Genomic DNA, 12,431 nt, shown 5'->3' with positions numbered 1-12,431 from the left:
GTTTAAGGTGGGGGATTACAATGGACACAGCTCGGGAACAATCTTAAATCATGAATGTATGAATCATGCAAAATCATACCTACCCATAGACCGAGAATATATTCCGACAGGCACAATAGAGAGCGTCGAACACACCCCTTTTAATTTCCTAGATCAAAGACGCGTCAAAAAATATTTAAAACAAACTCATATGCAATTGAGTATCGCAGGCGGCATTGACCACACCTTCGTATTTTCAGAACTAAGGTCTTTTCACGAACCTATTGCGTGCGTCTATTCCTTTGATACTATCGCAAAAGTGAATGCTGACTGTCCCAATAAGAATCAGAAGGGCCACCCATAAGGATGAAAGAGGGTCTGAGTCATCGATTCTTGAATTGACCACTGCTGGCTAAGCATTCTTATCCACATGGATTCAGTTGTCGCTTAAGAGTTCTGACTTCATCATGATTATGAAGTCTTTTGAATTGCATATATTGATCCTATCTGATTTTGCCAAGAGAGTAAGGTATATTATTGAGTAGGTTCACGGCTACTACATTAGGAATCCACGGATTAATGATACTTATTTATATTATCGTAGAAGTTAAATGATTTATTTTCTCATGGGCCTATATTTTGTCTGGATCGTTGGTCCATATTATAACAATGCGAATTGGTCCCTTCGGATGCTGTTATTGGTCCCGCCACCCTTTGCTCAAGCCCTAAAATCATTTTCTGATGGCGACGGGCTATTATTCTCGCTAGAACAGTTCGCTGCGCTCTTTGTGTTTTGTATAGCGGCGGCTGAGGTAGTCAATGTCTTTAAACGCCGTGCGTAATTTGGGTGAAGCGGTTGGCTGTTAGAGCTACAGCGCCCCTATCCCAACAACCCCACTATCTGCTCAGGACTGTGCACTATATCCTGTGCTCCGGCCGCGCGAAGCTCCGCCTCCGAACGAAAGCCCCAGGTCACGCCCACGGCCCGGTAGCCGGCGTTACGGGCGGTGTACATATCCACATCACTATCCCCCAAATAGAGCACCTCCTCCGGTGCTAAGCCTAGGGCTGAGGTAACAAGATTTGAGACATCGGTGCTGGGTTTTACCGCGAGCCCCTCAACCTGACCTTGGACCACACGCCAAGGCCAGCGGGCTAGAAAATGGGCCACGCATCGGTCGGCAAAGACCTGGGGTTTGTTGGTCAAGATCGCCAGCGGCAAGCCGCGCTCGCAAGCGGTGTCCAATAGAGTACTGATGCCGTCGTAGAGTCGACTTTTACGCTGCCAGTTGAGCGCATACTGTGCCTCAAACTCGGCGAGGTATTGATCGATCGTGGCGCTAGCTAGATGGCTCTCAGGCACGGCACGTTCGATCAGTAGCCGAGCACCGCTGCCGATAAATTGCCGGTAGTTCGCCGTCGGCTGCAGAGGCAAGCCCTGCTCGGCTAAAACGCTGTTCATCGCGTCGGCAATGTCGTCTAGGGTGTCGAGCAGGGTGCCGTCCATATCAAATACCAGGGCTTTTACGGTCATAGTCGTCTCTGTGCGTGGCTGCTGTTCGTGGCGGGTCTTACGCAGACCCGACGCTAATGGTTTTTTTATTTGAGCGCTTGTTATCTCGCTGCGATCGCGTAATGCTATGGTGCAATGCAGCGGGCCAGTATAGCCATCTCGCTATGGGCTCACAAACCGGTTTGGGCCCCACCCTGTCTGTACCCACTATTGACTATCGATGATTGGTGATCAATTACCGATTACGCGAACTGAGGAACCACCATGACCTTGACGACTCAACACTGTGCTGCTTGCCTCCCGGATGCGCCGAAAATGGCTCCGGATGAGTTGGCTGAGCTGATGCAACAGCTGCCAGAATGGCAAATCCTAGCAGTTAACCAGGTGATGCAGCTGGAGCGGGTGTTTATTTTCCGTAACTTTCGTTTGGCGTTAGACTTCACCAACAGGGTCGGCAACCTGGCGGAACAGGAAGATCATCACCCAGCCATCGTCACCGAATGGGGCAAGGTGACCGTGCGGTGGTGGACCCATGCCATCGCAGGCTTACATCGTAATGACCTGATTTGCGCGGCTAAGACCGACGCACTGCTGGCCGATTAATCGCTCGGCGAGTTAAGGCGGGGCAAGATATCCGCCCCGGGGCTATGGCCTTACTAAATGCATGGTTGAATCTTATATCCAATCCACGATACTGCTCGTATAACCAAACTCGATCTCATTTTAAATCTCTAGGATTCTTTTTATGGCTACAGTTACATTGCAAGGCAACCCCGTTTCGGTCGCAGGCGAACTCCCAGCAGTGGGCAGCCAGGCGCCAAGCTTTTCCGTGACCGGTGCCGATTTGAGCCCCGTCACATTGGCCAGCTTTGCCGGTAAGAAATTGATCTTGAATATCTACCCAAGCGTCGACACCGGCACCTGCGCCGCCTCAACTCGCCAGTTCAACAGCAAGATGAACGAGCGTGATGATGTCGTCGTGTTGTGTGTCTCGCAAGATCTGCCCTTTGCGTTCAGTCGTTTCTGCGGCGCCGAGGGCCTGGAGCAGGTGCAGACGGCATCAACCTTTCGCTCACCGGAATTCCTTGCCGACTATGGCGTGAAGATCAGTGATGGTGTGTTGGCCGGCCTGTGCGCGCGCGCAGTAGTCGTGCTCGATGCACAGGGTGTTGTCACGCACACCCAATTGGTCGGTGAAATTGCCGATGAGCCAGATTACGCCGCGGCCTTAGCCGCCCTGGGCTGATTGGCTTAATGATATGAGGACGCGTTAAGCGTCCCGAACCCAGCCACCTTGCTAAGGTCGCTGGGTTTTTTTTGGCCAGAAAAGTGCTGATCAGTCGGTTGCTAAGGTGCGGTGCAGCGCGCTGTAGTGGGCGCCCTTGGCGAGCAGTTCGGTATGGCTGCCGCTTTCGACGATCTGACCGTCCTTCATAACATGGATCAGATCGGCGTTCATCACGGTGGTTAGGCGATGCGCGATGACCAAGGTCGTCTTATCACGGGTGAACTCATCCAATAGGGTCTGAATTTGGATTTCAGTTTGGTTGTCCAGCGCGGCCGTGGCCTCATCCAAGAGCAGAATCGGGGCATCGCGCAACAGGGCGCGGGCGATAATCACGCGCTGGCGCTGGCCACCGGAGAGGTTGCTGCCGCGCGGACCGGCCAAGGATTGCAAACCAAAGGGCAGTTCGGCGGCAAATTCGCTGACCAAGGCATCCACGGCGGCCTGTTCAATGCGCCGGTCGTCGGTAACCACATCGCCGAGCTTGATATTATCGTGCAGGCTCTCATCGAACAGGGCCGACTCTTGGCTAACCACGGCGATCGAGTGGCGCAAGTTATGGACTTCGAGTGAGTCGATATTTTGGCCACCGATACTAATGGTGCCGCTGTCCGGTAATTCTATATGGGTCAATAGATTAAACAGCGTCGACTTGCCGGCGCCGCTGGCGCCGACGAAGGCGGTGGTCTTGCCGCCCGCGGCGACAAAGGACAGCTCGCGCAGCACCGGCACCGGACCGTAACTGAAATTGACGCCACGAAATTCAATGTCGCCTAAAGGCTGGGTCAAGCCGTCGGCCTTGGCGGCTGGCCGTGGCGTGGGCTTCTGGTCAAATAGGAAGTAAATCCGTTCCAGGTTGATCAGGGCGCCCTGAATGGAGCCCGATACGCTGGTCAAGCGACGGATCGGATCGAAGATCAGCGCAATGGCAAAGAAGAACGAAATAAAGGTTCCGGCGGTTTTCTCGCCGGAGATGATTTCTTGGCCACCATAAAAGATCACCGCGACAAAACCGATGCCCGCGATCAGATCGATAATGGACGGCATCGCCGCCTTACCGTATTCCGACTTTAACGCGGTGCGCACAAAGGTGCGCACGCCTAGATTAAAGCGATCGTTTTCATGTTGGGCTAGGTTGTTGAGCTTGATAGCCTTGATGCCATGAAAAATCTCGTCGAGGCGGGTCGACAGGCTGGCCGAAGTCTCACGCGCCCGCCGGGTCTGTTTACGAATTAATTTTTGCAGCAGACTGATCGGCAAGACCAATAGCGGCGCGCCAATAAAGACGATGAGGGTCCACATCCAATCGTCCTGTAAGGCCGAGGCCAACATGCCGATCAGGGTGGCGGTGTCGCGTCCGACACTGAGCAAGGTGGTGCTGGCAAAGCCTTGTAGGGCCTGAGTGTCGCCGCGCACTCGCTCGATCAATTCGCCCGGTGAATGACGATTAAAGAACGCCATGTCGAGGGTTAACAGATGGCGGGTCAGGTCGCGCTGGATATGACCGACCACGTTGACGCCGGTTTTCACGGTCAGGGAACGATAGATAAAGGAGCCGATACTGCGCACCAGAAAAACGGCGAAGACGGTCAGGCTGATGGAACCGAGTTGGCTGGTCTGGCCGGCGATAAAGACATTATCGAACATCGGTTTTAGGGTACGCACAAAGACATACATGGCCGCGCCTTCGAGCAGCATAAAAGAGAAGGCAATGGCCAACTTAAAACTGTGCCGCTTAATATAGCTGTGCCAGACCTTTGGGATCAGATAACTTCTGGACTCTTCACTCACGGTGCAAAACCTTATCGACAAGCCAGCTGGACAAGCCACTCGGGGTGAAGCCCGAGTATAACCGCTCCGGTTGGTAATGATGGTTGACCCAGTCCATAAAGGGCGTGGGCTGTTGAGCGTTAAACTGGCCATAGCAATCGAGGAAATAGCCGAGGATGCCCGTTTTAGAATGAGCTAAATGGAAATATTTAAGACTCAACTGCTGCTTTGCTTCCGCGGCACTGGCCTGTTGCACAATCAGCAGATAGAGCGCTGAGGCCAGTCCAGCGCGGTCGGCACCGGATTTACAGTGGATCACAAAGGGTGTGTCGACCTGGGCGAAGATATCCGCCAAGCGATTAATCTCCTCCACGCTGGGTAGACGGCGCGAGTTTAACTGGGTGTTGATCAGGGTCACACCGGTTAGGGCGCAGGCTTCGGCTTCCATGGCAAAGGCGGCCGAGCTATTGGCGCCACGCAGATTAACGATGGCCTTGAAGCCTTGCTGGGCAAGCTTACGCACAAAGCGCGGCGAGGGTTGGCTGCTGCGATAGGCCTGGCCATCGAGGCTGTGAAAGTTCGCGTAGAGCGCCCGCAAGTATGCGTGATCAACCAGATGTCGATCTAAATGCAAAGCGATACGGGATTGGGGTCGATGCAGGCTAGCACGCCACTGATCGCGTCGAGCACGATACTTCTTGCGCAAAGGATTCATGACAGGTTGGTTGGGCCCTAATAGTGTAGCCGGCCATTATAGGGTGCCGATCGGTCAAGTGATAGCACTGCACCGGCTTCATTTGGCCCGAAAGCCCAGTCCGTGCTTGAGGATTTAGCCGCGCCGGCCTATCAGGCCGTCAGCTGAAAGACTTGGGCGCTGTAGGCGGGGCAATCGATCAACAGTTGCAGATCGCCGTGATCGGTTCGCTCCAAGCGTCGCTGTAACCCATCGGCATTGATTTTCTCGCTGAGGGTCCGACCTGCGGCAATCTGCGGTAATTGCGCACAGACCGCCTTGGGCAGCTGCAGCTGGCAGCGCCGTGGACTGGCGGCAAAGTTAACGAACACCAGAAGCCAGTCACTTAGATGGCAGCGGGCAAAGCTGTAACATTGATGATCGTAGCCGCCGGTCTCGTTTAAATTCGCCTGGTGTAATGGGATAAAGGCACCCCGGAGGCTGGCGCTGCAGGCAGAAAAGCTCAGCAGGCGCTGGTAGGCACTATCGAGCAGGCGTTGCGTCTGGCTTAAACCACCGCCGTCACAGCGCCCGCCATTGAGCCAGGCCTGATGCGCGGGAACCCCGGCATAGTCGAAAATAGTGGTGCGGCTGGCCCGGCCAAAACCCAGATCTGCCGCCGCCGGCTCGCCCTGGGCCTGACCAAAGTAGAGCATGGTCGGGCCTTGACCGAGCAAGGTGGTGACCACCATGGCCGGCCAGCCCTTTGCCCCGGAGCCGGCAAATTCCGGCGAGGCGATCCGTTGCTCATCGTGATTTTCCAGAAAACGCAGCAAATGGGGCTCTATATCCTGCAATTGCTGCTGCACAGCATCGAGCCGTGCAGTACTTTCCTGGCCACGGACAATGTTTTTCAAGCAGTCGTACAGGTCGACCTTGTCGTATAGATAGTCCATCTTGCCGAGCTGAATATAGTCTCGATAGCGGCCCGGTTGATAGACTTCGGCCAAGAGGGTGGCGTTGGGATTACGAACCTTGATCGCCGAATTCATATAGCTCCAGAACTCAACCGGGACCATCTCCGCCATATCGAAGCGGAAGCCATCGACGCCCTGATCGAGCCAATAAAGGGCAATGGCTCGAAACTTGGTCCAGCTGTTGGGTACCGATTTATCGGCCCAGAATCTAACGTGCTCGACCACCGGCAGGTTGCGGTAATGCTCGGGCAAGAGCGGGAAATCGGTACTGCCATCGGGCCGTATGCCATAGTTAACCTTGACGGTTTCAAACCAGTCATTCCAACGGGGTTTGGCCAGGCGGGCGCCATCGCCGGTCCATTTGGCCGGGGACTCCTGAAACGCGCAGCGACCTGCAGCGGCATAGGCGTCGGCCAACCATTGACCCTGGGCCGGATGGTCTGGCGGACTGAAGTCTTGGCCGGGGACATAGTAAAAGTTATTATCGCGATGGTATTCCAAACTGGCATTGTCATCCACGCCAAAGTCGCATGTGCCGGCGGGTGCGCTGGTGCTGCGATAGGCTCGCGCCAGGTGATTGGGCACTATGTCGATAATCACCTGCATGCCATGGGCGTGCGTGCGGGCCACCAGGGCGGCAAATTCGGCCAAGCGATGGCGCGGGTCGGTGGCCAAATCGGGGTTTACATTATAATAGTCCTTTATCGCATAGGGGGAGCCGGCTCGGCCCTTGACCACCGACGGGTGGTCATCGGAGATGTCCGGGTAGCGCGTCAACTGCGCGTGATGCAGCACGCCGGTGTACCACAGGTGGCTCACACCATAGGCCCTAATGGCAGCGAGGGCGCGGTCATCGAAGTCGGCGAACTTACCGACCCCGTTTTCGGCCAGGGTGCCCCATGGCTTGTTGGTGCTGTTCTGATTGCCAAACAGACGCGTAAACACCTGATAGACGACAAGTTTACCCGTATGCGCGGCCGCTGGAAGATTCATCTGTACTGCAGTCCCTGATACTTTCCACGATTATAGCGAAGGCAGTCCATTTCCCGGGATTGAGTTCGAAGCATGGTTGAAAATGGCAAAGTACTAGCTGCGCCCGATGCGCGCAGCCTTAAATCAGACCAACCTGAGCGTTGAAGGCAATGACCAGGCGATCCGGTTGGCCAAAATAGGGCAGGGCCGAATGTTTCAAATAGGATGGGAAGATTACAATCTGGCCGTCTACCGGTTCCAGGTCCCACACCCCGGTGCCGTTGAGGTATTGGCTGCCGGCATCGAGATAATGGTCGGCGTTGATACGCGGATCGTAAAAGCGGTTGATGCCATTGCGTTGCGCAAAGTTAGTCGCGCCGACATCCAGGTAATAGATACCGCACCAGGAGCAGTTCGGGTGACTGTGGGCGTCATGGAAACCGCCGTTCTGCGTAATGTGATACCAGCTTTCGGTAATCTGAGCATCCGCTTGGGCGTCCTCGGGCCAAAAGCCGTGATTGACCTCGCTGGCGACGGTATTGAGTAAATCGGTGAACAGGACATTCAAGGTCTGGATGTCATCATTGTCACGAGCCAAGAAGTCCAGTTCACTCTCTTGCAAGTTGCCCTTGGCGAGGACCCCGACCTCACTCTTAATCGCGCTGGGGCCGGAGGCGGCATCGGCGTAGATAAGTTTGCGCAGGGCATCCTTTAGCAGGTCATGATAGGGATTTTGGGTGATAAAACATTGGCTCTGCCACAGTTCAACCGGTTCAACATCCGGTGTATCGGAAACGGTTTCGAATTCAAAATCCATGGGGACAGCGCTCTGGGCAATGGGCAGGCAAGATTACCCAAGATCGGCCCCTTTTGTAAGGCCCGAGCGATAACAGCGCGCTGCACTGCAATCCGGCCGCGGTATGGCAGGCATAAAAAAGCCCGCCGAGGCGGGCAAAAAAACGAACATAATAGGGTGTAGCGGTTGTGCTCAGGCAAGACACAGGAAACAGGACATAGAACTTAGGCCTTATGACCCTGCCCGATGGAGGCAATCAGATCGTGCATGGCTTTTGAGATTGAATCGGTCGTTGCTTTAATCCAGTGGTTTAGTGCCTGGCTACGCAATGCGCGGGCTTGGCGAACGTACCGAGCGACTTCATCGGAGCTCAAACTTGGGGCTGTGAACGGTTCGTGGTTTTGCATGTCGATTCCTCTTTGCTTCAAAAAATTCTATAAAAGAAGTGTAGTGATTTGACCTTTGGCCAACAAACGATTATTTTTTGCACTATAGATGAAATTAACTCACTCATAGGTGACCTATCAAACGTTTACCGCCCTTCAAGGCTCTGCAGGCATTCGAATCGGCCGGTCGGACCGGCAGCTTTCAGGCCGCGGCCCAAGAGCTGTTTGTTACGCCCTCGGCCATTAGCCATCAGGTCAAGGCCCTGGAAGCCTTTCTCGGTTTGGAATTGTTTGAACGTAGGGTGCGTAAGGTGACCCTGAGTATGGCCGGTGAGCGCTATTTGGCGGCGATCAGCCAAGCCTTTATGCACATTGAATCGGCCACCGGACAGCTCGCTCGGCATGCTGGTGGCGAACTCAAGTTGGCGGTGGCACCGACCTTTCTCGATCGTTGGCTCTTGCCCCGTTTCAATGACTTCACCAATAGGCACCCTGAAATCGAACTGGATATTCACAGCTCTATCGGCGTGATCGACTTCAACCAGTCCGATATCGATATGGCCGTCTACTTTGGTGATGGGGAATGGGGTGGGGTCAGTTGCACCCACTTGCGGCCGTCCTTCTTGGTGCCGGTCTGTGCCCCGGAGCTGTTAGAGCAAGAGCGCATTATGGTGCCAGCCGACTTGCTCAAGCTGCGCCTGCTGCAGGTCAAGAAACGGCCTGAGCATTGGCCGAGCTGGTTTGCCCTATCGCAAACCGGCTTCCATCCGGCGCTCGGCATTATCAGTTTTTCCAATGGCATGATAACCGCGAATGCGGCAACCGAAGGCCTCGGGGTCGCCCTAACCGATCCGAGTTTGGTGTCGGCGGAGATAGAACGGGGCGAACTGATGATTCCAATTGATCTGGTTATGCAGCTGCCGAAGTCCTTTTATCTGGTCTCACAAAAAAACCGCCCACTCAGTCATCCCATGATGGTATTTCAGACCTGGATTATCGAGCGCATGGAGCGCGATTTGACTGAGCATAAGGGTTTAAAGCTTTGACCGCGTTGGTCCAGACTGCCCAGAGGGCCACCGCGACAGGGCCCTGCCTAAATGTCGCGCGGTAAAGATCTTATCTTGGTGCTAGTCAGCCCGATCTGGTTAGCCGTCACTAAAAAGTTACTAAACAGCCTAGCTGCCTAGCACATCGACAGTGGATGTCGGGGCCGTTACCCGTCTGAGAAAAATCACGAACACACCAACAGCAGAGCCCATCATAAAGGCTAGGATCAGCTTGAGCAGGAGCCTGCTCGAAAGATTACTGCTGTTCACTTCGACAATGCTTCCTAGAAGGTCATACAGCTGACCGTTGTCTGACAGAGAAGAGTTATTGGCAACCTGGATAATACCGGTTAAGGCATCATTAAGCCCGGCCATCTTGGCGCTAGAATCCGTAATTAATTGGCTAATTTTGGTGCTGTCGAGGGCCGCGGACTTGCCGTCGCTTTCGGATTGGTAAAATTCGATTTCTGAGATGACCGACTCCAGGTCGGATGAAAAATCGATTTTCTTTTCAAGTAACTCTTTGCGGTACTCAGGGTCCGCCATTTTCGAACCCAGCTGAAGCAATGTATTGACCAGGTCATTACTGTATTGTGGCGAATAGATTTGCGGACTGGTTTGCGATTGCCCAGGCCCTGTTTGGGCTTGCGAATCGTCTTGCTGACTGAACTGTATCAGGGCATCGTTGTAGACGGTTACCATGCGCTCTAAGCTGTCGCGTTGACGCTCCAGCTCTGCTAGCCGGGCTTCTCGAAAGCCTTTATTCCAGATTTCGCTATCGGCGCCCACGCCAGACTTTATGACAATTTCTTTTAGAATAGCGATCCGATACTTGCCTTCGGTGCCGAGCAGGTGCTCCAGATCGGATAACTTGTAGCCCGAGCTTGGATCAGCAATATCGTTTAACAGGGGGCTATTGATATAATCGTTGGTAATTTTACTTAACACCTTGTGGGTGTCGGATAGGATGTTGACCTTGATCAACAAATCTTGTTCTTCTGCGGTGATGATCTGACTGCTCAACGTTGGTTGAATCTGATTTAACACCCCGCGATTTTTGATCGCCTGTGTGGCCCAGGTATCGGGAATATCGGACAAAATTTGGCTTGCTTTGGCCATGTTTCCGTTTACCAGGCTAAGGTCCAACAACAGGGTGCTGTTAATTCGGGCACTCTGACTCAGCGTCTGCGAATACGCGGCTATCGCCTCATTGAATTCTGCAACCGATAAACCCTTGTCTTGTGCGGCAAGGTTGGCGATAACGCCGTCTAATCGGCTCGCGCCAGCGAAACCGGGAGCCATGGTCAAGGCTGCGGAAAAGTCGTCGAAGGATACCGCTGGATCAACGTGTCGCGCGTAAACCTGGCGAAGAACAGGGCCGGAGAGAATTTCTAGAGGCGAAAATTTAGTCCGGTTGGGATAGAGCCCCGTTTCGGCGCCGTCAAAATTAAAATGCACCTGCATTTGAGCGCTGGAAGACTTCTCCCAACTGAGTCCTCCCAGTTGGTATATGACAGTCCCCAAAGAAAAGATTAGGCCCCAAAGCAGGATTCGCCATTTGCCCAGCCAAAGTGGCCATAGTATATCCCGCAGATCTATCTCGTCTGAGTAAGACGTTGGAGTATTTTGAATCATTATTGATGGTTCTCTATAATATTAGCACGGGAGTAAACACACCAATTCGTCAACTAAAATTGATTGATTAGTTATTTTAAAAGGGTGCTTGAGTGTTTTTTTCAGAAGAAATTATTTTGTATTTATACTCAGTCACGCATTAACATGTGTTCTTGCACGTTCAAGGCTTTTGCAATCTGTTCGACTTTATTTAGGGAAGGGCATTTAGTGCCGCGTTCAATATGTCCCATGTGGCCACGGTCAATGTCCGCCATATCCGCGAGCTGCTCTTGGGTGATGTTTAAAGAGCAACGCACTTCTTTGACCCGCCGGCCAAATCTCTTACTCAATGAGTCCATAATGCTCTCAGTAACATTCCATAGTCATAATGACAGTACTCTTAAGATCAGGAGTTCTCAACGGCCTAAAAGCTTCTTTTTTGGTTTAAAAAAATTGAATGATAATTAATTATTTTGGCAGCGGAGCATTAGTTATTATTAATATTAGTATTAATATTAGTATTAGTATTAGTATTAGTATTAGTATTAGTATTAGTATTAGTATTAGTATTAGATGTAGGTAATTTTTTTATCTACGGTTTATGACTGGTGATTTGCCCGTTTGCAAAAGATACAGCGCTATAGCCCCTCAATTTTTTCGACCTTGCAGTCTTCTATTTTTTAATTCAACGTGACTCCCCTATCGGTAAGTAAATTTAAATATCGTTCGTGAATTGCCTTCTATTGTTTGGCACGAATCGGGATAAACAAAAATGCATCGGGAACCGGCGGGGTTAAGGTTATGATAAGCACGCTTGAAAGGGTGGATAAGCCGATTGGGGTTTAGTACCAAGATGGATTTTTATTCTTTTCTGCTCACATAGCCTACTGGCAAGCCGAGCGATTTCATCGGGCGATTGCGGTGAATGGCTTATAGACCACTCTAAATTGATAAAGTGCGAAATTTGGATGCGCTTCGATATGCTCCAATATGCAGGTTTTCCAGCTGTCGCCGAACAAGGTTTGAACGCGAACCTGCACGGTTTCCCGAATGGCGTAGCTGGCTAGAGGGGCACTGAAGATAAAGCTGGTCGAACTGTGAAAATGACACAAGAGGTATGAGGTTTGGTCCGCTTGGTTGCGCACCGGCAAGCTGTAGCAAAGCTTGTTGAGTGTACTAATGATGCGTTTTAGCGGGAAACGAATCGATTCGACTTTAAGCACCTATGTTTATTTCTTGCTCACCTTCCTATTAAATATAGTTTTATATTGGCCAATTGCCTGTTTTTTGGATAATTCGTCGCATGTCTGTTTAACGAATCATTAGGTCAGTAATGCTGCCAGGATGGATTTAGGCGATATTATCTCTGCCCCTCAGGTACGAGATGCTGGCCCGCCTGAGGGCTGCGCTCAAACAGTTG

At 52.4% G+C, this 12,431-nt stretch carries 13 protein-coding genes; 4 read left to right on the top strand and 9 right to left on the bottom strand.

Annotated elements, in window-relative coordinates; all coding sequences use genetic code 11:
* Positions 1-7: 7 nt before the first annotated feature.
* On the top strand, positions 8-343 hold the full coding sequence (locus tag REIFOR_RS17205; RefSeq protein WP_227003692.1) for an aldose epimerase family protein: 336 nt from the start codon (positions 8-10) through the stop codon (positions 341-343).
* A 516-nt stretch (positions 344-859) separates the two neighbouring features.
* On the opposite strand, the gene REIFOR_RS13675 is transcribed toward REIFOR_RS17205, so the two are convergent.
* Positions 860-1,513 (bottom strand): HAD family hydrolase, encoded by a 654-nt coding sequence (locus REIFOR_RS13675; RefSeq protein ID WP_100258096.1) that lies wholly within the window; start codon positions 1,511-1,513, stop codon positions 860-862.
* A 243-nt stretch (positions 1,514-1,756) separates the two neighbouring features.
* On the opposite strand from REIFOR_RS13675, the gene REIFOR_RS13670 reads away from it, so the two are divergent.
* Both REIFOR_RS13670 and tpx read left to right on the top strand, forming a co-directional pair.
* Positions 1,757-2,095 (top strand): 4a-hydroxytetrahydrobiopterin dehydratase, encoded by a 339-nt coding sequence (locus REIFOR_RS13670; protein WP_100258095.1) that lies wholly within the window; start codon positions 1,757-1,759, stop codon positions 2,093-2,095.
* Between the two features lie 142 nt (positions 2,096-2,237).
* Positions 2,238-2,738, top strand: a complete 501-nt coding sequence (gene tpx / locus REIFOR_RS13665; protein ID WP_100258094.1) for a thiol peroxidase — start codon at positions 2,238-2,240, stop codon at positions 2,736-2,738.
* Positions 2,739-2,828: 90 nt separating this feature from the next.
* On the opposite strand, the gene REIFOR_RS13660 is transcribed toward tpx, so the two are convergent.
* The 5 genes from REIFOR_RS13660 to REIFOR_RS13645 all read right to left on the bottom strand — a co-directional run bounded on the left by REIFOR_RS13660 (position 2,829) and on the right by REIFOR_RS13645 (position 8,372).
* Positions 2,829-4,568: an ABC transporter ATP-binding protein gene (locus REIFOR_RS13660; RefSeq protein ID WP_158524390.1), complete on the bottom strand. Its 1,740-nt coding sequence runs from the start codon at positions 4,566-4,568 to the stop codon at positions 2,829-2,831.
* On the bottom strand, positions 4,561-5,262 hold the full coding sequence (locus REIFOR_RS16785; protein ID WP_145980302.1) for a fused DSP-PTPase phosphatase/NAD kinase-like protein: 702 nt from the start codon (positions 5,260-5,262) through the stop codon (positions 4,561-4,563). The genes REIFOR_RS13660 and REIFOR_RS16785 overlap by 8 nt, the downstream gene beginning before the upstream one ends.
* Before the next feature lie 131 nt (positions 5,263-5,393).
* Positions 5,394-7,190 carry an alpha-amylase family protein gene (locus tag REIFOR_RS13655; protein ID WP_100258092.1) on the bottom strand — a complete coding sequence of 599 codons (1,797 nt, stop codon included), beginning with the start codon at positions 7,188-7,190 and terminating at the stop codon, positions 5,394-5,396.
* Positions 7,191-7,308: 118 nt separating this feature from the next.
* Positions 7,309-7,986, bottom strand: coding sequence for a putative 2OG-Fe(II) oxygenase (locus REIFOR_RS13650; protein WP_100258091.1), 678 nt, complete (start codon positions 7,984-7,986; stop codon positions 7,309-7,311).
* Between the two features lie 203 nt (positions 7,987-8,189).
* Entirely contained in the window at positions 8,190-8,372 is a 183-nt protein-coding gene (locus tag REIFOR_RS13645; protein WP_100258090.1) for a hypothetical protein, read from the bottom strand.
* Positions 8,373-8,488: 116 nt separating this feature from the next.
* Between REIFOR_RS13645 and REIFOR_RS13640 the strand changes: the two genes are divergently transcribed.
* A complete protein-coding gene (locus tag REIFOR_RS13640; RefSeq protein WP_100258089.1) occupies positions 8,489-9,397 on the top strand; it encodes a LysR substrate-binding domain-containing protein in 909 nt (302 codons plus the stop codon).
* Positions 9,398-9,526: 129 nt separating this feature from the next.
* On the opposite strand, the gene REIFOR_RS13635 is transcribed toward REIFOR_RS13640, so the two are convergent.
* The 3 genes from REIFOR_RS13635 to REIFOR_RS13625 all read right to left on the bottom strand — a co-directional run bounded on the left by REIFOR_RS13635 (position 9,527) and on the right by REIFOR_RS13625 (position 12,234).
* The gene (locus tag REIFOR_RS13635; protein WP_145980301.1) at positions 9,527-10,699 is read right to left on the bottom strand and encodes a hypothetical protein; all 1,173 of its coding nucleotides are present in this window, start codon (positions 10,697-10,699) and stop codon (positions 9,527-9,529) included.
* 461 nt (positions 10,700-11,160) lie between these two features.
* Positions 11,161-11,370 carry a helix-turn-helix domain-containing protein gene (locus REIFOR_RS13630; RefSeq protein ID WP_100258087.1) on the bottom strand — a complete coding sequence of 70 codons (210 nt, stop codon included), beginning with the start codon at positions 11,368-11,370 and terminating at the stop codon, positions 11,161-11,163.
* A 546-nt stretch (positions 11,371-11,916) separates the two neighbouring features.
* Positions 11,917-12,234, bottom strand: coding sequence for a hypothetical protein (locus REIFOR_RS13625; protein ID WP_100258086.1), 318 nt, complete (start codon positions 12,232-12,234; stop codon positions 11,917-11,919).
* Positions 12,235-12,431: the final 197 nt, after the last annotated feature.

This window comes from Reinekea forsetii (genome assembly GCF_002795845.1).
Classification (GTDB): domain Bacteria; phylum Pseudomonadota; class Gammaproteobacteria; order Pseudomonadales; family Natronospirillaceae; genus Reinekea; species Reinekea forsetii.
The sequence above is the reverse complement of the archived record's forward strand: the minus strand, read 5'-3'. Positions and strand labels throughout refer to the sequence as shown.

Bases quoted from the DNA above. Each gene is read 5' to 3' on its own strand.
- REIFOR_RS13675 (WP_100258096.1), bottom strand. From the start codon at position 1,513: ATGACCGTAAAAGCCCTGGTATTTGATATGGACGGCACCCTGCTCGAC.
- REIFOR_RS13670 (WP_100258095.1), top strand. From the start codon at position 1,757: ATGACCTTGACGACTCAACACTGTGCTGCTTGCCTCCCGGATGCGCCG.
- tpx (WP_100258094.1), top strand. From the start codon at position 2,238: ATGGCTACAGTTACATTGCAAGGCAACCCCGTTTCGGTCGCAGGCGAA.
- REIFOR_RS16785 (WP_145980302.1), bottom strand. From the start codon at position 5,262: ATGAATCCTTTGCGCAAGAAGTATCGTGCTCGACGCGATCAGTGGCGT.
- REIFOR_RS13655 (WP_100258092.1), bottom strand. From the start codon at position 7,190: ATGAATCTTCCAGCGGCCGCGCATACGGGTAAACTTGTCGTCTATCAG.
- REIFOR_RS13650 (WP_100258091.1), bottom strand. From the start codon at position 7,986: ATGGATTTTGAATTCGAAACCGTTTCCGATACACCGGATGTTGAACCG.
- REIFOR_RS13645 (WP_100258090.1), bottom strand. From the start codon at position 8,372: ATGCAAAACCACGAACCGTTCACAGCCCCAAGTTTGAGCTCCGATGAA.
- REIFOR_RS13635 (WP_145980301.1), bottom strand. From the start codon at position 10,699: ATGGCTCCCGGTTTCGCTGGCGCGAGCCGATTAGACGGCGTTATCGCC.
- REIFOR_RS13630 (WP_100258087.1), bottom strand. From the start codon at position 11,370: ATGGACTCATTGAGTAAGAGATTTGGCCGGCGGGTCAAAGAAGTGCGT.